This is a genomic window from Prevotella sp. 20925_1_30, from assembly GCF_041433025.1.
In the GTDB taxonomy this organism is placed as follows: domain Bacteria; phylum Bacteroidota; class Bacteroidia; order Bacteroidales; family Bacteroidaceae; genus Prevotella; species Prevotella vespertina.
Genome location: NZ_JAPWAR010000022.1, coordinates 19,195 through 44,014, shown reverse-complemented (window position 1 = coordinate 44,014; position 24,820 = coordinate 19,195). Strand labels below are relative to the sequence as shown.

The 24,820-nt window shown below is 41.9% G+C and carries 14 protein-coding genes; 12 read left to right on the top strand and 2 right to left on the bottom strand.

Annotation, left to right across the window (positions count from 1 at the left end; all coding sequences use genetic code 11):
• Positions 1 to 185: 185 nt before the first annotated feature.
• Positions 186 to 1,547 carry a TrpB-like pyridoxal phosphate-dependent enzyme gene (locus O3603_RS09465; protein ID WP_371522441.1) on the top strand — a complete coding sequence of 454 codons (1,362 nt, stop codon included), beginning with the start codon at positions 186 to 188 and terminating at the stop codon, positions 1,545 to 1,547.
• A gap of 534 nt (positions 1,548 to 2,081) precedes the next feature.
• Here the strand turns inward: O3603_RS09465 and O3603_RS09460 are convergent.
• Complete coding sequence (locus O3603_RS09460; protein WP_371522439.1) at positions 2,082 to 4,973, bottom strand: right-handed parallel beta-helix repeat-containing protein; 2,892 nt, start codon at positions 4,971 to 4,973, stop codon at positions 2,082 to 2,084.
• A 730-nt stretch (positions 4,974 to 5,703) separates the two neighbouring features.
• On the opposite strand from O3603_RS09460, the gene O3603_RS09455 reads away from it, so the two are divergent.
• Entirely contained in the window at positions 5,704 to 6,450 is a 747-nt protein-coding gene (locus tag O3603_RS09455; RefSeq protein WP_371522438.1) for a hypothetical protein, read from the top strand.
• Between the two features lie 243 nt (positions 6,451 to 6,693).
• On the opposite strand, the gene O3603_RS09450 is transcribed toward O3603_RS09455, so the two are convergent.
• Positions 6,694 to 7,152: a hypothetical protein gene (locus O3603_RS09450; RefSeq protein ID WP_155716615.1), complete on the bottom strand. Its 459-nt coding sequence runs from the start codon at positions 7,150 to 7,152 to the stop codon at positions 6,694 to 6,696.
• Positions 7,153 to 7,195: 43 nt separating this feature from the next.
• Between O3603_RS09450 and O3603_RS09445 the strand changes: the two genes are divergently transcribed.
• The 10 genes from O3603_RS09445 (at position 7,196) to O3603_RS09400 (ending at position 24,805) form a co-directional block, all read left to right on the top strand.
• Positions 7,196 to 8,014, top strand: coding sequence for a transposase (locus tag O3603_RS09445; RefSeq protein ID WP_317163222.1), 819 nt, complete (start codon positions 7,196 to 7,198; stop codon positions 8,012 to 8,014).
• Between the two features lie 258 nt (positions 8,015 to 8,272).
• Positions 8,273 to 10,783, top strand: coding sequence for a TonB-dependent receptor domain-containing protein (locus O3603_RS09440; RefSeq protein WP_371522435.1), 2,511 nt, complete (start codon positions 8,273 to 8,275; stop codon positions 10,781 to 10,783).
• A 403-nt stretch (positions 10,784 to 11,186) separates the two neighbouring features.
• Entirely contained in the window at positions 11,187 to 11,360 is a 174-nt protein-coding gene (locus tag O3603_RS09435; protein ID WP_234423000.1) for a hypothetical protein, read from the top strand.
• A gap of 1,248 nt (positions 11,361 to 12,608) precedes the next feature.
• A complete protein-coding gene (locus O3603_RS09430; RefSeq protein WP_371522433.1) occupies positions 12,609 to 16,094 on the top strand; it encodes a SusC/RagA family TonB-linked outer membrane protein in 3,486 nt (1,161 codons plus the stop codon).
• A gap of 5 nt (positions 16,095 to 16,099) precedes the next feature.
• On the top strand, positions 16,100 to 17,650 hold the full coding sequence (locus tag O3603_RS09425) for a RagB/SusD family nutrient uptake outer membrane protein (protein WP_371522431.1): 1,551 nt from the start codon (positions 16,100 to 16,102) through the stop codon (positions 17,648 to 17,650).
• A gap of 35 nt (positions 17,651 to 17,685) precedes the next feature.
• Positions 17,686 to 18,318 (top strand): fasciclin, encoded by a 633-nt coding sequence (locus O3603_RS09420; protein ID WP_315441085.1) that lies wholly within the window; start codon positions 17,686 to 17,688, stop codon positions 18,316 to 18,318.
• Between the two features lie 3 nt (positions 18,319 to 18,321).
• A complete protein-coding gene (locus tag O3603_RS09415) occupies positions 18,322 to 18,795 on the top strand; it encodes a hypothetical protein (protein WP_371522429.1) in 474 nt (157 codons plus the stop codon).
• 41 nt (positions 18,796 to 18,836) lie between these two features.
• Positions 18,837 to 20,156: a thioredoxin family protein gene (locus tag O3603_RS09410; RefSeq protein ID WP_371522427.1), complete on the top strand. Its 1,320-nt coding sequence runs from the start codon at positions 18,837 to 18,839 to the stop codon at positions 20,154 to 20,156.
• 8 nt (positions 20,157 to 20,164) lie between these two features.
• On the top strand, positions 20,165 to 23,014 hold the full coding sequence (locus O3603_RS09405) for a M16 family metallopeptidase (RefSeq protein ID WP_371522425.1): 2,850 nt from the start codon (positions 20,165 to 20,167) through the stop codon (positions 23,012 to 23,014).
• Positions 23,015 to 23,737: 723 nt separating this feature from the next.
• Positions 23,738 to 24,805 carry a substrate-binding domain-containing protein gene (locus tag O3603_RS09400; RefSeq protein ID WP_371522423.1) on the top strand — a complete coding sequence of 356 codons (1,068 nt, stop codon included), beginning with the start codon at positions 23,738 to 23,740 and terminating at the stop codon, positions 24,803 to 24,805.
• The last annotated feature ends 15 nt before the right edge of the window (positions 24,806 to 24,820 follow it).

Sequence of the window (24,820 nt, the reverse complement as noted above, 5' to 3'; positions counted from 1 at the left end):
AGTTTTATCGCAGAAACAAAAGTAACAAAAAGGGCTGAAATCCAAATACGGATTTTAGCCCTTAACTTTTATATGTGGAAAAGGTTTACCGGACAGCAATATCTTTTAATATTTCATTTTTGTATCTTTGCGATTGTTATAGTCTGATAACAACAAGTATTGTCAAATATTAAAAAGATATCGTTATGGCACACCAAAAAAGATTTCTTCTTGAAGAAAAAGATATCCCTACGCAGTGGTATAACATCCAGGCAGATATGCCGAACAAGCCACTTGCACCGCTAAATCCTGCTACTCATGAGCCTATGCGAGTAGATGATCTTGCAAAGATATTCAGTAAAGAATGTTCTAAACAGGAGTTAGATACAGAACACGCATGGATAGATATTCCAGAAGAGGTACTGGATATGTATAAGTATTATCGTTCCACTCCGCTTGTACGTGCCTACGCTTTAGAAAAAGCATTGGATACGCCTGCCCACATTTATTTTAAGAATGAAAGTGTAAATCCTTTAGGTTCGCACAAAGTAAACTCCGCTATTCCACAATGCTACTATTGTAAGAAGGAAGGAGTTACCAATGTTACGACGGAAACTGGCGCTGGGCAATGGGGTGCAGCCTTGTCTTATGCTGCGAAAGTCTTTGGATTAGAGGCAGCAGTCTATCAAGTGAAGATATCAATGCAACAGAAACCTTATCGTTCGCTCATCATGCGTACCTTTGGAGCTATGGTCGAAGGGTCGCCCTCTATGTCAACGCGTGCTGGAAAAGATATTGTTACACGTGATCCCACTCATCCTGGTTCCTTGGGAACAGCTATCTCTGAGGCTATTGAACTAGCAACAACAACTCCAAGTTGTAAATATACTTTAGGTTCTGTGATGAATCATGTAACATTACATCAGACGATTATTGGGCTTGAGGCTGAGAAACAAATGGAAATGGCGGGAGAATATCCCGATAAGGTAATTGCTTGTTTCGGTGGAGGTAGTAACTTTGGAGGAATTGCTTTCCCCTTTATGCGTCATAACATCTTCGATGGTAAGAAAACGGAGTTCATTGCAGCAGAACCTAATAGTTGTCCCAAGCTGACAAGAGGTAAGTTTGAATATGATTTTGGTGATGAAGCTGGCTATACTCCCTTATTGCCAATGTTCACATTAGGTCACGATTTCAAACCCGCCAATATCCATGCAGGAGGTTTGCGCTATCATGGTGCTGGTGTCATCGTCAGTCAGCTGATAAAAGATGGCTATATGCATGGGGTCGACATCCCACAATTAGAGACATTTGAGGCAGGTATTCTCTTTTCGCGCACAGAAGGAATCATTCCCGCACCTGAGAGTTGTCATGCAATCGCAGCAGCAATACGTGAAGCAAATAAGGCAAAAGAAGAGGGCAAGCAGCAGGTTATTCTCTTCAATCTATCAGGTCATGGGCTTATTGATATGACTGCTTACGATAATTATATTAATGGTGATTTGAGAAACTATACGCTGTCGGATGAGGAAATTAAAAAGAACCTAGAGACAGTTCCTAAGATATAATACTTTTACTTAATCAAAAAGAGTCATATCAACCCAATAATGTGTAATGATACGACTCTATTCTTTACATAAATGAGTATAATTCTATCAGTTCTGTCATAATGTTTCTGGAAGAATCTAAAGGGATTTTGTTTATCCAATCCTATCATAAAGCTTAATTGCCTTGCTTGAATGCGATTCTTTTATTCCTTTTGGAATGATATTTCCGTATAACTTTCGATGTTGATAGTATGTTTTTTAGGGATGGTCAAGCCCCGTAAAATTATGCAAATATCGTTTCTAAAAAAGGTACTATCGTTTCAAAGAAAAAGTACTATCGTTTCAAAGAAAAAGTACTATCGTTTTCATGAAAAGGTAGTATCGTTTTTTTTAAGACCTGCCATTGTTAATTTCTTTTCTATTACAGGTTTCTTTCGTGAAGATATTATTTGATTTGTCAAATATGATGAACGCATAAAAAAAGGCGGTTGGAGAAAGTTCCAACCGACCTTATGATTTGTTTTTATCGAAGAGTAATTCTACTTATTTGTCATATTACATGACAACAATCTTCTTACCATTATGGATGTAAATACCCTTCTTTAAGCCCTCAGTTGTTGTACCATAACGATGACCTTGTAGGTCATAATAGTGCTCATCCTTAGTCTGAGGTCTAACACTGATATATTCTATTGCTGTGTTAGTATTCTTTCCATCGCCCAAATCATCTGGCTGATCAGGATTTGTGATGAATCTAATCTCCTCAAGCGGAATATTCAATTCAATGGTAAACTTGTTATTGTCGTGATTTATCTCACCAGCGTAACGACCATTATAGTTGTCAATCCATGCTGTTACAATGTGCTTACCAGGTGTCGCAACCCATTCATTTCCTTGCTGACCACCATTTGCCGTCACCTTCGCAAAGGCGTGCGACCTCACACCCTGGGTGTAATTATCCGACCACGTAATAACGTTTGTATTGTTATCAATGATAAATTCAACTCCTAGTTGCTGACCGGCAGGTGCATCTTGATCACCTGCATTGGCAACATAAGCAGAGAAATTAACTCTATCACCTGGCTTAATACTCTTTTTGTTCATGAGAATCTTGGTAACGACAAGGTCGTAACCACCTGTTACAGGGGTGAATGAGCCTTTATCATCAGCAGATTCGAGTACATTAAATCTCTTTGTTCGGAGATTATTGTCCTTATTTATGTCATCCGTCAAATAGTTGCGGTAATCAACTTCTGCGACGATTGTATGACCGCCAGCTTGCGCTGTCCAGGTAGTGTTTGTTGTTATAATGATAGGCTGATTAGCTTTCAGACCATTCTTATAGTTCGTTGAGATGTAACTATCTTTGCCATCCACCGTAACTCTTACACCAATACGAACGCCTGCAGGGATGTTCTTGTTAGAAACAACTGCCGTCTTGAATGTTACTTGGTCACCTTCTTTAAGATTCGTATTACCATTTGCATTCTCCCAACGTAAGCCTTTAAGCATAATGTCATAGTTGGTAATGCCTTCCATTGGATCAACCAGACCACCGCCTTGATTCTTATCAGCTTCTGGTGCCTCTGGAACTTTGTAACTTACATCTGTTAGATAATCATAGTTAACAGCCTTTGCACGATCCTTATTATTGTCAGTCCATAAAGGCCATGTTTGATTGTTGCCAACCTTATCAGAACTTACGTTTGCAATCTTAAGTCCATCGATGAACTTAACGTTATCGTTCTCTAAACGGATAGCACCTGTTGAGTGCTCCCATGTAGAGTACTTCGTTGTTTGCCCCGCAAGAGAAGCCCCCAGAATCTCAGTATTCTTAAATACGATATCAGTTGGACCTTTAATTATACGAATCGCATCGAAAGGAGAGTCGTATATTTTCGTGTTATTGAAGGTTACGTTACGCACACCACCTCTGACATCAACGGCTGCAAGATCCTCATGCCAGCTATCATCATTCGTACCGCAACGTACAAGCACGTTATTATCAAAGCTGATGTTCTGTGTAGCTTGGAATTTCGGACCTCTAAAGTTGTCGTTCAAATGGATACCTGATGCCATAAACATATCAGCAAGGTAGTTGTTGTAAACCTTATGTCCGTCACCACCATAGATGGCAATACCACCCGCACGCCATATAAATTCAATTGTGTTATATGCGAAAGTGTTATTCTTCTCATCATGTGCTCCTAGATAATCGTCATTCCACATTGCTAACCCATCATCGCCATTATTGCGAATACTACAATTATATACAGTAGCATTTGATGTTCCTTGGCAGAAGTTCACACCATCCGCAAAGTTGTTGCGGATTCGACAATTATAAATCTTCAAATTATTGCTATAATCAATCGTTCCATTATAGTCAGCAATCCAGAAACCACATTCAAAATGATCCTCCCAAATGTCATGAATAGCACTTCCACCTTTGAAAACATCCATGAAACATTTGTAGACAGCTTCTTGGTTATAACGACTTCTCAGACTAGAATTGATGTAAAAGTTGCTAATGTCCATGTTCTTGCAGTAATCATCAGGACCATGTTTGCCATTACCGCCAGAGATACCACCACCAGATTGGTTAGGATTGGTAAACTTAAGGTTCGTGTACCATATACCAGCACCAGTAATCTTTACGTCTGAACCAAACATATACCATATACCACTAAGCTCATAAGTACCTGCTGGAATGTAAAGCTTCTTAGAACCTGCATCGGCATCCTTTAGAGCTTCCTCGAAAGCCTTCAGATAATCTTTGCCATGAACATATTGTTTATATTTAGAATCGGTGACACTAATTGCACCTGCTGGGCGTTCGATCTCCTCTGGAACAATCTCCGTTTCGATGAAGTCGACACCATATTTCAATCCTTTTGCACCAGAACTCTGAATACGAATACGGTCATTAGGGTGTAAAGGCTTATTCAAAAGGAAGTGAGTCTCATCAAAGGCGAAACATCCAGGACCACCATCATTTGAATCAGAAGGATGACCACCAGAGAAATATTGCCACATATAATAAGAAGTAAGGTCAACCGTCTGCACTTTCTTATCATTGATATAAACATCTAATGAACCATTTTGCCCCATACCATTTGATGTATCAGGCAATGTGAAACGCAGTGTAACACCATTGGCAGAAGTCTTCATCGTCCATTCAGCATACGAACCATTTGAAGGCAATTCTATATATGACTGCTTAGAAGCCTGCGTTGCAATATCCATGCGTTTCCAGTTTGTGGATTTAACAAGAGTTGCTCCGCCTCCAAGCCTTGCCGTCTCAGAATCGTAACGTGTGTAAGGCATTAATGCACCTACACGTCCATTGGCATTTGCACCAGGTACAGTAACTTCATCTGCATAGCTTGCATGCATCATGAGGGTTCCTGTAAGCAAAAGTGTTAATGCTAACATCAATTTCTTTTTCATACTTTCACTAAATTTTGTCTTTAACAAGAGAGTTATAAATACTCAGTATAAACTTTTCGTTTACAAATATAGAACATTCCAATTAGCCGTGAGAGTTAAAAAATAATATTATAAACAATATCCAACTAATACAAAATTAAAACTACTGATTATCTGTTAGTTATATTCGGATAACTGCTTGCTTGTATAAAAAAAGAAAGTAACCTTTTCTTACAATGATACCACCAATAAGGTCGCTTTACTTGAATAAAAGTACTTCAAAAGATTTTTTTACGTCCTAATGATAACTTTTGTCTTGATGTTTTTTATGTAAACTAATAAGTATAGAATAAAAAAGTTGTTATCATTTTTGGGCTATTGTAGATGTAAGATTGCTATCAACGAGAAGGCAGGATTCCAGTTCTTAAGAGTAGAGTCAAGGTTATTTGGTACCTTAAAAACCTATATTTATTTCTGTTTTATATTGCTGTCATTCTTAACACTTCGCATAAATCCTTTGTTCTTAGGAGATGATTAGACGATAATTAGTGACGTCATTTGCAATGATAATATATTTGTGTTGAATAACAATAATATCCCACTTTTGTGTATTGAGATTTTAGAGAGTCATCCTTATCACCATATTTTAAAAGGAGAACATCGGTGGAAAAAAGAGATGTGAATGCTTGTTTTATTAGATTTTTTAATATCTTTGGCACAGAGATAGTGGTACACTAAATATCAAATAGAAATGAAATATAAGCTATTAATATTCCTTTTGATGCTAGCAAATAACTGCCTGGCATTAGTATTCCAGCCCGATACGATTGCAATTAGTAATGGAATGTCACATAATACATTAGATGAAGATGGTTATGATATGACTGCTGACACCGTTGCTAATTATTTGAATAAACCTATTCAACATCTTATGAACTTTCAGAACGATACCATACAGCTAAGAATCTCCGTCCCCAAAGACAACAAGGGGTATTATCAATGGAGAGGTTTTACGATTTCTAACTTTTATGTGAAGTGTTCGGAAGCTACATTCCAGGGGATGTCTGCTGCGATATTGTCACCAGTCACCATGATAGCAGGTGCTGATAGTAATACAGATTCAGTCTATACTGATCGCCTACTTATCATTGAATACAAAGGGAAGAAATGGGTATATGCTAATGTTATCCGTAACACCGATTGTGAAGACTCGTTCGGTTTTGAAGATTTAAGAGCAGGAGAAGAAGGATTAGAATTAATCTATATGGTAGGACAAGGGTATAAGTACTATTACAATATACTCATCGCAATGTCTTTTGGTCAGCCCTGTTTAATGAACTTGGATGTAGAAGAATGCAATTCAACTGCGCAATATCAAGTCACTCATCAGTATGATTTTACTGCTTCGGATGAGGCTGACAGCTATCCTCTTTATGCTTATCGACGACACTTCCCAATGTTACTTCGTGGTGGAAATTATGATTCTTTCGTCAGATAAGGATAATTATTACTTATCTGTGGCACATCCTTTTATCAGTAAACACTCTATGGCTTCCCTGTTTCTTTAGGTTATTCAAGGAGTATATTTGCACCTTAAAAACCTAGACTTATTTATGTTGCTGTCATTCTTAACACTTTGTATACATCCTTTGTTCTTAGTGGATTATAAACCGATAGTTAGTGAAAGGAATGACAGCAAATAGAAATAAACGCTTACATTCAATATGTAGTTAGTTGATATTTATTGCTTTGGCTGTTTATATTTCTTACCATGTAAAATCAGCCAACAACTATTCTCGGGGTGATCTGGAGACATAAATGAGTCTCCAAACTCTCCTACTTTTTTCCCATTAAGATATATATCACCTGCGGAGGTGGCTCTAGATCCGTGCATAAAAGATTCCATTCTAACAGTGTATTTGATTCTCTTTCCTCCTTGCCTGTAGTAGAAATAACCATTCCATGAGGATCTTTCATAAACAGACTCAACATCATCAATTCCAGAAATTCTTCTTGTTTTCACACGATGCATTATAATTGTTACTTTCTGTTTGCCTATATAATACGTTTCTCTCGTTATCTCTCCAGAATTATCCCTAAGTACTTCTTGCACTTCATTGGTACCTGGTATGGCTGCATAGAGTGGAGTAGCCGTTGCAAATAGGAGTGTTAAGGTAGCTGCATAAAATAATTTTTTCATAATTGATAATTTATTTAGAAGTTAATAATATCTCGGCATCGGTGTGATAGACGTGGACTTGCATGAGTGTATGATGCTGAAGGCTGTGCAGACCACATTGGAAAAAGGCGAGGAGAAAAAAGAGATGAGCCTATACGACTGGTATGCCAAAGTATTGGAGGACGACAAGGTAGCCTTACAGCGTATTAGCAAGGTTCTTGTCGCCGACTCAGCCTTCTCCAAAAGACCTTTCATCGACAAGGTAATGAAGATGGGCTTCCATGTTGTGAGCCGCTTGCGTCATGACGCAGCCTTGTTCTACACGTGGGACGGGGAACCTACAGGAAAGCCTGGCCGTCCTCGTGTCAAAGGTGATAAGATTGACGTAAGGAACATCGACATATCCAAAGTCAATGAGCTTGATTTAGGAGAGACCGAAGGCAAAGCCTATGCGCTAAAGGCATGGTGCAAGTCCTTGCATAGGGTCGTGTCACTTGTCATCCACGAGTTACCTAATGGCAGTCGGCGCTTGTATTTCTGTACGGATGAGAGTATGGACGGACGCGATGTGGTGGAGTACTACGCCACACGTTTCCAAGAGGAGTTTTGCTTTCGCGACGCAAAGCAGTTCCTCGGCCTTACAGATTGTCAGGCACGCGACAAGAAAAAACTTGAATTTGCTTTTAACTCTTCATTCACAGCACTCAATGTGGCGAAAATTATGTGCAAGGAACTTGGTACGTCCATCGGTCGCCTTAAAGCGAAGATGATCAATGCATACTATGCCAAACGAATTATTGACGTGTTCGAGAAGAACCCGAACACGCCATTAAATAAAGAAAGTGTTAATGATATATTTAGTTTCGCTGATGATGCAGCATAATATTTAACGGACTATTGCTTCTATACAAGTCTTAAAAAAGATGTGTAGAAAGAGTAGCTCCCCTTTGGAGAGGGGCAGAGGGGTGAGGCTTTTTCCCTACTTCTAGGTATTGCACTATTCCTTACAACATCCTACCTTTGCATTAACAAATCAAAGGCGAGCTCTAGAATCATTGATAAGGTCACAAAAAGCCCTATGGGGCGTGCTGTGACTATATCAAAGATTTACAGAACATGCCTGAATTTAAAACAATTTAAAATGATAAAGAAAAGAACCGTAAAACAGATTTTATGTAAATCGGCGTTTGTTTTCGCCGCTACGTTCGTTCTTTCGCTGCCCACTTACGCAAGGCACGAGAACGAAGTGAAAGTTAATACCGAAGCCAACATTAAGGGACGCGTAGTGGATAGTAAAACACAACATCCTCTTTCGCACGCGAGCGTGCTGGTTTTGGGTACAGTTATCACTACCACCACCGATGCCGATGGCCATTTTATGCTGCGAAATCTGCCTGTGGGAAAGGTGATTGTGGAAGTGCGCTCGTCTGGTTATAGGGCTTACAAACACGAGGTGACAACGCAAAAAAATATTACCCATGAGCTGAATGTGATGCTCAAACCCGACGAAATTGCGCTCGACGAGGTTGTTGTGTCGGCCAATCGTAGTCAAACACTTAGACGTGAGTCGCCTGTGGTTGTGAATGTTCTGGACACGAAGTTGCTCGAGTCTACCCATTCTACAACCTTGGTGCAGGGTTTAAACTTCCAACCGGGCGTGCGAACCGAAGATAATTGCACCAATTGCGGATTCTCGCAGGTGCGCATCAATGGGCTTGATGGTCATTATTCGCAAATATTAATCGACTCGCGACCCGTTTTCACGGCCCTTCAAGGTGTTTATGGACTCGAACAGATACCCTCTAACATGGTGCAACGTGTTGAAATTGTTCGCGGTGGTGGCTCGGCGCTCTTCGGTGCTTCGGCCATTGGTGGCACCATCAATATCATTACCAAAGAACCTAGCGAAAATTCGGCCGATGTGGCGCACACCATCACAGGCGCAACAAATGGCTCTACTGCTTTCGACAACAACACCACGGGCAACCTATCGGTTGTTACAACCAATAATAGAGCTGGGTTTTATCTCTATGGACAAAGCCGACACCGCGCTGCTTACGACCGCGATGGCGATGGTTACACCGACCTTCCCACGCTAGATAATAAAACTGTGGGGCTTAGCTCTTTCTTCCGACTCACCGATTACTCCAAAATAACCCTTAAATACCACGGCTTGAAGGAGTATAGACGTGGCGGAAACAAACTTTACTTGCCTGCTCACGAGGCCAATATTGCCGAACAAATCGAACATACCATCAACGGCGGAAGTTTGGGCTACGACCTCTTTAGCCTTAATGGTAAGGGACATTTCAGTGCTTATGCCTCGTTTCAAAACGTTGACCGTAAGAGTTATTACGGAGGACTGGGCGAACTGGCCACCGCTGCCGATGGACTTAAGGCCTTGAACGAAGCCTATAAACTGGGACTTAACCTCGATATGAGCGAAGACGATGCCGCCACGCTGCCCGCCAACCAACAACAAATGCTGGCCGATGCGCAAGCCTACGACAAAGCACAACGAGCCTATAACCTTACGCATAACATCAATTACATAGCTGGTGCGCAATATGTGCACAATTTCGACCGTCTGTGGTTCATGCCTTCGAGTCTTGTTGTGGGGGCCGAATATAGCTACGACCGCATTAAAGACCACTCGCTGGGCTACAACAGCCTGATGGAACAGCGCGTGAATATTGGTAGCTTCTTTGCTCAAAACGAATGGAAAAACAACCATTGGGGCTTGCTTCTGGGCGGACGACTAGACAAACACAACCTTATCTCGCATCTTATCTTTAGTCCGCGCGTTAATCTGCGCTACAATCCCACGCCCAACACCAATTTCCGACTTACTTACGCTGGCGGATTTAGAGCCCCACAGGCTTTTGATGAAGACCTTCATACGCGTATTGCTGATGGCGACCGTGTGAAAATTGCGTTGGCTAAGGATTTGAAAGAGGAACGTTCGCACAGCTTTAGTGCATCGGCCGACCTCTATAAAAGTTTTGGAACAGTACAAACCAACGTTCTTATTGAGGGCTTTTACACACGCCTTAACAACATGTTTGCTACACGCAAACTGGCTGATAATGTGATTATTGATGGCGCACGTGTTGAAGAACGCTTCAATTCTAACGGTGCAACGGTGTATGGAATTAACCTCGAGGGCAAGGCTTCGCTCTCGTCGTGGGCGCAATTGCAAGCTGGTTTTACTTGGCAAAGCAGCCGTTATCGCACGCCCGAAGAATGGGACGACGATGCTGCTCCCGAGTTTAAAACCACTAAACGTCTGCTGCGAACGCCCAACACCTACGGATATTTCACCCTCACTGTGCATCCCACCATCGATTTTGCCCTATCGTTATCGGGCGTTTACACGGGTAGAATGTATGTTGGCCACCCCAAAGGGGGGAGCGAGCGCACCAACGACTTTGCTATCATTGAGCACACTCCCGCGTTTCTCACGCTTAACCTGAAGCTTGCCTATAATTTCTACATAACTAAGCAGGTGAAATTGGAGGCTAGTGCGGGGGTGCAAAACATGCTCGATGCTTACCAAAAGGATTTGGATAAAGGGGCTTCGCGTGCCTCCGACTATGTTTACGGACCTACTCAACCCCGCAGTTTGTTTCTTGGGGTGAAGTTTTCGTACTAGGTATTATGTCTTTTTTACCAAAAACAGTGGGTAGAGTTGTTTTGATTTTGTGTATTGCTGGACACATTGCCGATGTTGTTATTGAAAATGTAGTGCACTACGCTCAAACAATATCATAGGCAAGATGCCGACAAGCCAACAAAAGATGAACTGGATGAAATGTAAGCAACATCAATTGTGTGATTAGTGGTCTTACAATTGATTTGGGTTTAAAAAGCTGGGTGTAATGATTGAAAGCTACGGTAAATAGACTTTACAAAACGCATTTCAGTACTACACCACACGTTTCCAAGAGGAGTTTTGCTTTCGCGACGCAAAGCAGTTCCTAGGTCTTACCGATTGTCAGGCACGCGACAAGAAAAAACTTGAATTTGCTTTTAACTCTTCATTCACAGCACTCAATGTGGCGAAGATTATATGCAAGGAACTTGGTACGTCCATCGGTCGCCTTAAAGCGAAGATGAACAATGCCTATTATGCGCAACGAATTATTGACGTGTTCGAGAAAAACCCGAACACGCCATTAAATAAAGAAAGGATAAATGATATATTTAGTTTCGCTGATGATGCAGCATAATATTTAACGGACTATTGTAATATGATATGTTTAGAAAACTTAGATACCATTTAATGTATGTTTGAGTTCTGTTGTGGATATAATTATTAGTAAGTCTTTTCTTCTTCTTTAGTTATATTCTGAAACAAATATAAACACAAATTTTGATTTGAAAGTCATTTTAGATATGTTTAACATAAAGATTGTTCCTTTACATTAATAGTTTCTTCTGTTTTGTTCTTTATTTATAATAAATTCCTCCAGAAAGCTCTTCCTGTTTACCAAGTAAATATATTTGTCCAGTTAGGAGCATTACTTCTAATCATGGAAGTTGGATAACCAGAGGTGCTCAAACGCTATGCGAAAGTTTCTTCTTGTCCTTCATTGTCAATTAATCGAACGGGTAGATGTGTTGTTGCTTTACCTAGATAAGCCTGCGAAATAGGCATATTGTGTCTCGTTGCTTGGGTTTGTTTCCTATTCATCAGGGGCTGATATGACTTAAGAATTATTTGCAGAAAGTGGAAATGAGAGGAGATGTTTTGTAATAAAATACTGCTAATTGAGGGGCTTGTATTTGCGTTTTTTTCAGCAAGCAATGCCCTTCTCTGTAAATAGGCGAATTATGGAGAAGGAAATGATGGTTGGCGTAAGGTGTTGATAAATAATGAGTTGCATGTAAGGATGCTATCTTTCAGGAGAGATTTGTGTGCTAATTCCGTCAAAAGGAGCTTGTTTTTAGTCTAAAAGTAGGTGCTTTTTACTTGAAACGGAGGTATGTTTTGCCCAAAACGGAGGTACGTTTTACCCAAAACGGAGGTACGTTTTCACAAAAACGATAGTACTTTTTCATAAAAAGCTAGTAATCTTCTCGATTTTTCGTTATATTCTTCTTGTTGTAAGTCTAGAATGAAAAAACAGATTGTAAAGTATATTTTGCATAAAAAGCTATGGGCTTTGTGCAATTCAATGAGGTAAAAATCATCCTTTTGTTAGTCCCTAACAGCCCACTTGTAATTTGTTATTTTAGTTTCAGTTAGTTCTTTTCTCTGATTTAGAAGGTTATAATTGGAAAAAAACTGCATAGATTTTCTTGTTAAGTGAAAATATATGTTTATATTTGCAAGTCATTTGTTTTGGAATCTTTCTAAAGGTTTTTTCAAACGATGATAAGTAGGCAGACTGGAGTTATTATTTTATATTGAAGTAAAGTATTCGGCCTTACCTGATTTTGATATCATAAACTTAGTAAAACAATAAAACTATTCAATGAAGTATCACCAACACATGTCAGGAATACGGAAGAAATTGCCTTCTTTGCTATTCCTTGCTACCTTCTTCTTGATGATTTCGTGGACTTCTCCAGCCTTCTCACAGGTGGTTGGGAAGAAGTTTTCTATTTCTTTTAAGGATAAAGGGGTAGCAGAAATCTTAGACTTTATCGCTACGAAGGGCGATTATAAGATTAATTACACGGATGATGTACGGAACGACTCATTGCTATTGACCATTTCTTTTGATGAGGTTGATGAGTTGGGAGCCGTTCAAAGTTTGCTTTCCCACACTCCTTTCACTTATAATGTGAGTGAGAAGGACATCAATGTCTTTAAGATGAAGAACGCCACTCAGGGTCAGTTCACGTTGAGTGGTACGGTGAAAGACAAGGATGGGGCGGGGATTCCATTCGCCACTGTACAGATTAAAGGAACGTCGCAGGGCGTTATTGCCGATATTGATGGCAATTTCTCAATGCCTGTAGAAAAGGAGGAGGGCATGATTAGCTTCTCCAGTGTGGGATATGAGAGTAAGAACTTGAAGTATCACGCTGGAAAACCAATGAATGTTGTTTTGCCTTCTTCGGCTTATACGATGGGCGAGGTGACAGTGGTTGCTTATGGTAAGCGAAACACACGTGAGCAAGTGGGCGCGATAACCTCTGTGAAGGTGGAAGACTTGCAGAAAGCTCCTACAGCGAGCCTTGAGAATCTTTTGCAAGGTCGTATGGCGGGTGTAGATGTTACCAATCTTTCAGGTTCGCCAGGCGGTGGTGGCTCTCGAATCACGATTCGTGGCTTTAGTTCTTTGAATCAGCAAGGAGTGAATGATGGCAGTCCGTTATTCGTTATTGATGGTGTTCCTGTCAATAGTACAGGTAATGCGAATACGGGTGGTATCAATCCTTTGTCAGCTCTCGACCCCTCAAGTATCGAGTCCGTACAGGTATTGAAGGATGCAGCCTCGGCTTCGCTCTATGGTTCGCGTGCTGGTAATGGTGTGATTCTGATTACAACAAAGAAAGGAAAGTCAGGGCGTACAGAGGTAAGCGTGAATGTTTCTCAGTCGCTTTCTTGGTTACCACGCACACCATTACAGACACTTGGTAAGGGAGAGCGTGATATTGCTTTGCTATTGGCGAAGAACCAACGTACGTCTCATTATGACTATACAACCGACCGACTGATTAATCCTGGATCTTACAAAGACTCCTATGGTTGGGATGCAGAATACGATGGTTCGTATGACTACTTATGGCGCAATGGTCAGGTGCTTAATAGCGATCGCAATTTACCAGCTATAGCACAAGACTCATTGAACACCTTTTATAATAATAGAACAAACTGGTGGAAATATGCCTTCCGTTTAGGTCGTGTGACCAAAGCCGACCTTCAGTTGGCAGGTGGAACCGATAATCTTCGTTATATGGTGAATGGTGGTGTATATGACGAAACGGGTATCATGATTAGTTCCAACTTCCGTCGTTATAGCTTGTTGAGTAATCTTGACTTCAATCTCTCCACCAAGTTGAGTGCCTTCACACGTATTAATCTCTCTTATGCCACGCAACAGACAGGCTCCGATGCGGGTCGTGTTCAAGGATTGACCTTCGATCCGAAGCGCACATCCACATTGTTGCCAGGTAAGGGAAGTACGGCAGAGCGTGTTGCATTAAGGCAATTACGTGATATTGACAAATTGAATTCTAACTATAATATTCGATTGAGTTTAGGTTTCAATTACAATATTCTTAAGAATTTGAAGTTCTCTTCAACTTATTCTCTCGACCATTATTTCACACGTGTCTACAGCTTTACGCCAGATTATCTGACCTATGACCTCAAGTCAGCGATACAAGCTGCAAACATTGCGATGACCAATATCCAGACAGAGAATATATTGACCTACAATCTCCTTCTCCCACATGATCAGAAGTTGGAGTTGATGGCAGGTATGACCTATAACCACGAACTTTTGCAGAATTTGAATGGTACTGCAAAGGGTGGTCCAACCAATTCTATTAAGTATGCAGGCGAAGGCTGGCCTTCACTCTTCAATGATAATGGAACGATAAGAGCCGCTCAGAGCTTCGGAACCGATAAGCAGGAACAATCCATGGTCAGCTTCTTAGGGCGTGCAGCCTATAGCTATAAGAAACGTTACATGGCAGAATTGTCTATTCGTTCTGATGGATCAAGTGTGTTTGGAAAGGACGTTCGTTGGGGTACATTCCCATCAGTGGGTCTAGGCTGGGCATTCAGTGAGGAAGCCTTCATGAAGAAGCTTTGGTGGTTGAGCTTCGGTAAGGTTCGCGCCTCATGGGGTAAGTCTGGACAGAAGTTCCAAGAGCCTTACTTAGCCTTAGGTATTATGTCAGAAAGTAACGTCTTTAATGGTTCTCTCGGATTGATACCACAAGACATGGCGAATCCAAAGTTGACTTGGGAGGAGAGTGATCAGTATGACCTTGGTCTCGATCTTCAGATGTTAGACTATCGTTTGAAGCTCAAGCTCGATTATTATTATAAGTATTCTAGCAAACTCTTGATGCAGTCTTACCTCCCTGGTAACGTCTTCCTTGCATCTCGTATGTGGGATAATGCCTCTGCAATCTCTAATGAGGGAATTGAGTTTGAAGCCTCTTATGATATTATCCGCAATAAGAAGTGGAACTGGACAGTGGGCTTCAATCTCTCACACAACCGCAATATGTTGCGTAAAACCTATAATGGAGAAGACTTGAACGATAAGGTTCTTGGTCGTCCAGTCTATGGTATTTATACTTATAAGGATGAGGGAATTGTACAGCGTGAAGAGGATATTCCAATGTATCGTAACGCCTCAGGTAAGTTGATGCCATTGTATTTCCAATCAGCAAATAACCCTTTGCGTGTAGGTGGAAGAAAGATTAAAGACCAGAACTATGATGGTGTTATCGATGATAAAGACCTCTATTATGCAGGTAGTACACTCCCTGCTGCTTATGGTGGTATCAATAGTCACTTGGAATGGAACGGCTTTAGTCTCGACTTACTCTTCAGTTACACCCTCGGTCGTAAGGTGATGAATATGGTCAAGAACAGTGCCTTTAGTTTCACAAAGGAGTTTGGCGTTGTCATGAATAAGTTTAATATTCACGACTTCTGGACCACCAACAACCGTAATGCGAAATATCCTTCTTTGGAGTTCGCAGACAAGGATTACATCGGACAATTTGATGGTAACGTTGATTCAAACATAGAGACAATCAGCTTCTTACGCCTAAAGCAACTCGTGTTGGGGTATAAGTTCCCACAGAACTGGTTGAAGAAGACCTTTATAAAAGAGGCTAATCTCTACCTCAGCGGAGAGAATCTCTTCCTCCTAACTAACTATTCGGGAGTAGATCCTGAAGTGATAGATCCTTATACAGGAAAGGATGATGGACGTGAATATCCATTGAATAGAAAGATTACTTTGGGTGTTAATTTAAAATTCTAAAGACGATGCGTAAAATCATATTAGGGTCTGTTCTTGTATGTTCGCTGCTCTCTTCATGTAATCTTGATATTGAGCCAGAGAATAGTATGACATACCGAAACTCTTTCAACACAGAGAAAGAGTTGAATGCAACAACGACCTCCATACAATATTATATCAACTCAACTATTGGCAGCAACTTCGTTTTGTCAATGGCTGGAGTTCTAGCAGATAATGTGCAGTCGAACACTCAGTTGCGCGAATGGAACCCTCGTACGGTTCTTTCAAACGACTATTCTTGGAAGGGATTGTACGATCTTATCTTTGAATCAAACCTATTGTTAGATAATATCCATCGTACAAAGGACCTCACAGAAGAGCGTGCAAACTATCACAAGGGACAAGCCGAGTTTGCATTGGGACTGGCTTATTTCCTTCTTGCACAGCGTTATGGGGATGCCATTATAACAGAGAACTCTTCTGTTATTAAGGCTTATGACCAGTCTTCACAGGCTGATGTTCTCAACACAGCAATTATTCATGCGAAGAAAGCATTAGACCTTTTGCCAACATGGGATAAGTTAACTGATATCAACGGAGTGGCTATCACCGAGCGTCAGACAGCTTCAAAGGGTACTGCAGCAACTTTATTAGCACAGATTTATGCCTGGAGAGGAAGTATAACGGGGCTTTATCACCTCAATAACGATGCACAGGCTGACTATCAGAATGCCATCAAGTATGCTTCCGATGTCATAGCTGGCAAGGATGGTGTTTATCGCTTGTGTAGTACGCCAGAGGAGCTTTGTGAGTATCTTTCCAATGAGAAGAGTCCGAACCCAGAAGCCATCTTTAGCCTCTATTTCGATAAGACTCGTTCAGAGAATGTAGCCTCTCCTAATGAGATAGCACGTAACTTTGTTAGTTGGCCAGTGAGGGGTGATTTAACCTTAGCCGACCTACCATCAGAGACGCCATGTCAGCTTTATAAGTCTACTGTTGAGGCTCTCTTCCCTGATGCAACAGATAAGCGTTTGCACGCATTCTTCTATGAATGGGATACAAGCCATGAGGTTGACGGACAGGAATATGCCATTATGTACAAGTTCCGCAAGGCTATCATGGATCCTGACCAGTTCTCGCCAAGTGGTTACAGCTACCGTACCATTGATGCAGACTACGTCTATTGGCGTTTGGCAGACTTATATCTCTTGCGTGCAGAATGCTATCAGAAGTTAGGTGATGAGGCGCATGCTATTGCCGATCTGAATGTTATTCGTGCTCGTGCAGGTGCTCTTCTCTATCCTTCAACCTATGATACAGAAGGCTTGAAGAAGGCTATCTTCCTTGAGAGAGAGAAAGAGTTTATAGGTGAGAATGATGCTCGTTATGCAGATATTATACGCAATGGTTATGTCAAAGAAGAGCTCAATGGTAAGTTCAAACTATTGACCAATCAGGACATTCAGGGTGGTGCTCTCTTCTTGCCATTACCTGCTGATTCATGGCAAGATAAGGATGGTCACATCATAAACAACAAGTTGAGACAGAAACCTTATTGGCAGGCTTATAAGTAAATAGGTTCTATTACGAACTCTAAAAAGGTTGAATAATGAAAAAGATAATTTATATTGTGGTACTCTGCTTGACGTTAGGAATGATGTCAAGCTGTACCGACTACAATTTTGATGATACTGGTCTTGCTAATGGTAAGCATGAGACTACCATGTGGGACTACTTCAAAACCGATTCTTACAACTGGAGTATGTTATGCGAAATGGCAGAGCGTGCACAGCTTGTAGGGCTCTTCCAGGGTACAAGTCAGTATGGTAAGGACTTCACCTTCTTTGGTCCAACGAGTCATAGCATTCGTCGTTACCTCTATAAGAATGGTATGACAAGCGTATCAGAGATGCCTGTTAGTGATTGTAAGAAGTTTATATTGAATTGCGTCTTACCACACAAACGCATAATGCTCGACGACTTTAAGACTGGTACTAAGTCTTCTGACCCCTCTAGCCCAATAGGTAAAGGTGGTGAAACATTCACTATGGCATCAGGTGAGAAACTATGGATTTATACCTTCCGTGAGTCTTACGATGGTGTACCAAACGCTGGTCCATTGCAGATCTATTTGGTTTCTCGCACCACAACAAAGACCACTCGCGTTGCTTCTTGTAATATAGAAACCCAAACCGGAGTGGTTCATTCACTTGAATATAACTTTAGTTTAACAGACTTTTAAGGTATGAAAAGAATAAAAAATAGTATAGTGTTAGTATGTCTAACCTTACTTGCTGTAGGCTTTATGGCATCATGCAGCAAGATGAAAGTGGGTTATCTCCGTACTGCGGGGGCTTCTTTTGCACCAGACTTCATCAATGTTTTCCATAATATCGACCCTACCTCTGATCGATATATAGAGCAACAACCCTTCGTATCAACGAGTATTCAGGGTGTTGCAGGTACCAATCCTGTTAACTTCGAGCTAGCCAGTGTGAAGGCAGATACGCCTGCAGCAGGCGAACTCTTTATGAAGTTATATAAGGAGGGAGAGATTTCTGTTGTGGGCGGAAAGGTCATAGTCTCTTTAAAAGCAACTCAACAGTTGACCAATGGGCGCTATCATCTCACCTTGAAGGTCTATAACGAGGATCACGAAGCATTGTTAGAAAACATCTTCACAGTCGTTGTGACGGATGATGAGTTAGCTGTCGATTAATCGTAGACATATAATTGTATAGTTTAAAAATACCATAGATTATGAGAATAAAAAGATATTTCTTAGTGCTAGTAGCACTGATTGCTTTCACCCTGCAAAGCTTTGCGCAGGAGGGTACAACGGGTATTCAGTTCTTTCAAGGAACCTTCAATGAAGCTCTTGTAAAGGCAAAGCAAGAGAATAAAGTGCTCTTTGTCGACTTTTATGCAGTGTGGTGTGTACCTTGTAAGAAGATGGCTAAGACTGTATTCACACAAGAGGAAGTGGGTAAGTTCTTCAATGAACACTTCGTTAGCATACAGCTGGATGCAGAGAAGGGAGACAATGTCAACATCGCAAAGAACTATAAGGTCGTTGCTTACCCAACGGTTGCTTTCATCTCACCTGATGGGAAAGCTATATCAGTGAATACGGGTGCAATGAATAAAGATGAGCTATTGGAAGCAGCGAAGATAGCCGCTGGTCAGAGTATGAGCTTTGAAGCTCTTTATGAGAAATATAAGGCAGATAACAATGATCTCGACGTCCAGCAGCAACTCCTTCTCAAAGCTCCTTCCTTCTTACAAGCGCAAGAAGGAATGGAAGCCGACAAGTGGGTTACCCGTTTGCAGAAGTTATATAAGAGCTACATCACCGCTAAAGCACCTTTAAAACTTATCAATGAGAATGATTACAAGATTATTCTTGCACTTGAGGGAGACGATGATAAGGAACACAAGCAATACATAGTTGACCTCATCAATGACCATCTCGATGATTGGACAAAAGCGGTTGGTAAGGCTCCTGCCTACTATATCGTTGAGGCGAATGATGGCTTTGCTGAAGACTTAGCAAAGGATGGTAATGCTAAGTACAAGGACTATGTTGAGAATGTAAAAGGCAAGTATGCTAAGGCTTACAGTGTAATTGGCTTGACGGGTATCACACCTTATGACAAGACAAAACTCTACAATGATGCCCTCTTCAACCTATATAAGAACAAGGATGTCGATGGTTATATCAAGGCTATGCAGACTTACTTTGACAAGATGAAGGGCAATGTTCAAGCTGCTGACTATGGTAAGGCTGCCCAGAATCTATACATGGCTGCAGGCAAGGTGTTGAAACCTAAGCACCATGAAGTAGCTATTCAGTGGTCAGAGAAAGCCCTCGAAAAGGAGAATGCAGTTATGGATCGCGTCAATTACATGGTAATGATTGGCGACTCATATCGTGAGTTGAAGAACTATGCGAAGGCTCGCGAGTATTACAACCAAGCCTTTGCTGAGACCCTCACACTACAGAATATGGAGATGCCACAAGCGATGTTGCAAAGTGCAATTAAGCATAAGCTCTCTACCCTCGAACTACTTGAAAAATAAGAATGTATATGTTTAGAAACATCATAAAGAACCTCACGAGTGTGCCAATGTGCCTACTCGTGAGTTTTCTGTTTTTACTCTCTTCGCCTGCACATGCGCAGATGAAGGGCTTGAGGAAAGGCTCTTTACCGAATGGGCTTACCTATTATATATATAATGACGGGTCGGCAAGTGGCGATGCTCAATATTATCTTTATCAAAACGTGGGAGCCATCATGGAGAATAAAGATGAGATGGGGTTGGCTCACGTCTTGGAGCATTTAGCCTTCAACACAACCGATCATTTCCCTACTGGAGTGATGTCTTTTCTCCGCAAGAATAACCTCAATGACTTCGAAGCCTTTACGGGTGTTGATGATACGAGATATGCTATTCACAACGTACCAAGCACTAACGACGAACTCAATGACAAGGTATTGTGGATTCTTCGTGACTGGTGTCATGGTATTAAAATCACGCCACAAGATGTGGAGAAGGAGCGTGGTATCATCCTTGAAGAGTGGCGACATCGTGCTGGAGTGAACCGCCGTTTGACGGATGCCATTGCTCCTGTCGTTTATAACCAGTCGGGTTATGCAACGCACAATGTTATTGGTTCGATTGATTTCTTACAGTCTTTTCAGCAGAAGCAGGTAAAGGCTTTCTATGATAAGTGGTATCGTCCTAACCTCCAATTCATAGCTGTTATTGGCGATGTCGACCTTGATAAGACAGAAGCAAAGATTCAGTCGATCTTCAAAACGTTACCGAATAAGCTCGCACCAGCCGTTGATGCGCAGGTTCGGAACATCCCCGTGAATGACAAGCCACTCTATCTTCGATTCATCGACCCCGAGAATAAGAGTGCTTCCTTCGGTCTTTACCAACGCTATGAGACGCCAGGTAATGCGCAGGAAGAGGCTCGCACCCGTCAATTCATCTTCACTAAGTTCTTCAATACACTTGCTCCTAAGCGGTTCGCAATGCTGAAGAATGCGGATAAAGAGAAGTTTATTGCTGCCGATTTGAGCCTTTCTCCATTGGTGAGAGACTATTCTCAAATGGCATGGGACATGGTTCCATATCAGGGGGAGGCGCAAGCTGCTTTGCAGCAGTTGCTTGCCGTACGTGCTAACCTTCGTGACAAGGGTTTTACCGAAGCGGAGTTTAATGCCGAGAAAGAGGCGATGTACAACGGAATGAAGGATGTCTTGGAGGCAAAGGGACTAGGAACTCCTGATAACGCCTTAATGCTCTTCCGCCAAAACTACCTCTATGGCATTCCTGTAAAAGACTTCCGTTCACAGATTAGTCGCAACCTTGAGACCTTAGTAGAGCTTGAGGTGAGCGATATCAATGCGTGGTTGAAGACCTTACTCGATGATAAGAACCTTGCTTTCGTTACTTATTCAAAGTCGAAGGAAGAGATGAATATCACCGAAGACGAGTTTAATACTGCTCTAAAGAATGCCTCTTCCAACAACGATTTGGCGCAGGCTGCTAACGTGAAACCTATCACGAACCTCATTGATTATAATCTCGTTCCAGGGAAGATAACCAGTGAGACGACATTAAAGAAGCTCCAATCGAAGGTGTGGAAACTAAGTAATGGCGCACGAGTCATCTATAAGTATGTACCTGAAGCAAAGGGTCGTTTCTTCTTTGCAGGCTCTTCCATCGGTGGCAAATCGGTTGTTCCTGCAACAGAGCTAGCCAACTATACGGCTATGCGCTCGCTCTTAATGCAGTCGGGAGTATATAACTATAACCGCAATCAACTTGCCCAATGGCTACAAGGGAAAGACCTGAATCTATCCCTATCACTCGAGGATTACAGTGACGGAATAGGCGGTTCTGCAGCTGTTGCAAACGCTGATGACTTCTTCGGATACCTCCATCTCGTTCTGTCGAAACAGAACTTTTCAAAGGCAGCATTCGATAAGTACATCCAACGCAGCGTTTATCTCTATGACAACCGACCATTGAGTGGTATGGAGGCAGTGCAGGATTCTATCCGTCAGTTGCTCTATCCAGTGAGCGCATTGAACCCTCGTCAGGATGAAAAGTTCTTCCATTCAATGCAATATGACCAACTCGCAGAGCAGTTCCAAAAGCATTTAGGCGATGCTTCAGGCTTCACTTATTGTCTGATGGGCGATATTCCAGAGGCGAAGGCAAGGGAGTTAATCACACGATATATCGCTTCGCTCAAGGGTTCGGGTAAGCCAGCTGTAACGTCAGTGACGCCACTTGATTTTGCAGCGAGTGCCCCTGTCATCAAGCATACCTTTGAGACTGAGACCGACGGAGGCATGGCTGAAATTGAAATCTCATACTCGAATAAACAGAAACTAAGCGATCGTGAGCAGGCTTCACTAGAGGTATTGCGTGCGTTGTTGGAGCGTCGTTACTTCGATGTGTTGCGTGAGAAGGAGCATCTCACTTATACGATTGGTGTGCAAAGTACTTATAATTCGCAGCCAGAAGCAAGTGAGAACCTAAGTATTCACCTCTCTACTGCAGCGGAGCATATCGATCGTGTCCTCACGTTAGTATATCAGTTTATTGAGGATGTGAAGGCTGGTCGCATTAGTGCTGACGATTTCAAGGCAGCGATGGTACCATTAGCTGTACAAGAGGAAGATGCTAATGCACAACCGAATACAGCTGATCCTTCATTGTGGATGGGACTTCTGAATGTCTATGCAGAGACTGGTGAAGAGTTGTCACCATCGGATAACTCTAGTTCAGAACCTATCTTCAAGACCCTCACGGAACAAGATATTGCGCAGGTCGCAACGAAGATTCTCACACAAGCTAAGCAACGTGAGATCATCGTCAAGCCCGTTGTTCATGAGGGAAAGCGCACATTTAAGTAGGGAGGTAAAGCCTAACCACATCCCCTCTACAGCCTCTCCCCCGTCCCCTCTCCGAATGGAGAGGGGCGTGAAGACCATTGTTTGTAAACAAAGGGGGCGTTTCTTCGATGTGAAGAGACGCCCTTTTTATTGCAAGGAAACGCCCTCTTCAAATCGAGAAGGGCGTTTCTTTCATTCTACTAAAAACCTTTCTTTAATTCAAAATACAAAGTTCACAATTCAAAAATGTGATTAGTTCTGTTGTTGAAAGGCATTAATAAATTCTTTGCTGGGGCATTTTTAACACGGAATACACGGATGGCACAGAGCCTAAAAGGGACACAGAGTTCCTAAAGGAACATGGGAATCCACAGAAGCTGACGCCCATTTTTATTTAACTAAAAGCCTCCCCAAGCCCCTCCGATGGAGGGGATGTTATTCCTAAAAGCTCTTCTTTTATTCAAAAATACAACTATCTCTATTTCTCTTAACAATCCTCTCTCTTCCAACTAACAGTCTTCACTCCCCTCTCCATTCGGAGAGGGGATGGGGGTGAGGCTTTAGTTGGGATGGGAGTTAGGCTGTAGTTGGGATGAGGTGAGGCTTTAGTTGGGATGGAAGTGAGGCTCTCTCCTCCTTTTAGAGAGTCTTTATTGAATTGTAAGAAAGCACCCTGTCCATGCTACACAATCCAACAATTATTCGTAAATTTGCACTGAATAATGAAATTGTTTAGCATCCTCTATGGCGGAGAAAATTAGAATCAAGGATATTGCAAAACGTGCTGGTGTGAGTGTGGGTACGGTGGACCGCGTTCTTCATAAGCGTCCGAACGTGTCGAAATCGGCTCTTGAGCGAGTTGAGAAAGCCCTGAAAGAGATGGATTACCAGCCTAATATGTATGCTAGCGCACTGGCTCATAACAAGAGCTATACCTTTTATTGTCTTATTCCAAAGCATGCCAGCGAGGCTTATTGGGACGAGATTGAGATGGGCGCAATGAAGGCTGTCGAGCAAAGAAGAGACTTTTATATCGACCTGGAAATCATGTATTACAGTCGACTGAACCCTCAGTCGTTTGTCGATACCTATCAGAAATGCTTGAAGAAGAACCCTGATGGAGTTATTCTCGTACCTACCACGCTTGAGAGAACACGCCTGTTTACTGACGAGTTACACGAGCGTAACATCCCCTTTGTGCTGCTTGATTCCTATATGCCTAGCCTTCAGCCACTTGCTTTCTTTGGTCAGGACTCTATTCAGAGTGGGCACTTTGCAGCTCGAATGCTTATGCTCTTGGCACGTAATGAGCGCTCGATTATGTTGATGAAACAAACGAAAGACGGCAAGATGGCAAGTAGACAGCAGGAGAACAGAGAGGTTGGTTTCCGCAACTACATGGCTAAGCACTTCCCAGAAGTGGACATTCTCGACGTGAATCTACCGCTTGACGAAGAGAGGAAACGCTATGATGGCATCTTAGAGAGGTTCTTTACAGCCCATCCAGAGGTGCATCATTGCCTTGCAGTGAACTCGAAAGCGCACATCGTAGGCGAGTTCTTGCTCAAAACTAAGCGTCACGACGTACAGATCATGGGCTATGATATTGTGCATAAGAATGCTGAATGCCTCAGAGCAGGGAGCATCTCTTTCCTCATCGCACAGCATGCTTACCAGCAAGGGTTCTTTAGTATCGACACACTCTTCCGTGCCATCGTATTGAAGAAGAAGGTTGAACAAACGAACTACATGCCTATTGACCTCCTAACAAAGGAGAACATCGACTTCTATCTGCGCTCTTGGGACCTGTAAGGGAGAGCTTTTTGT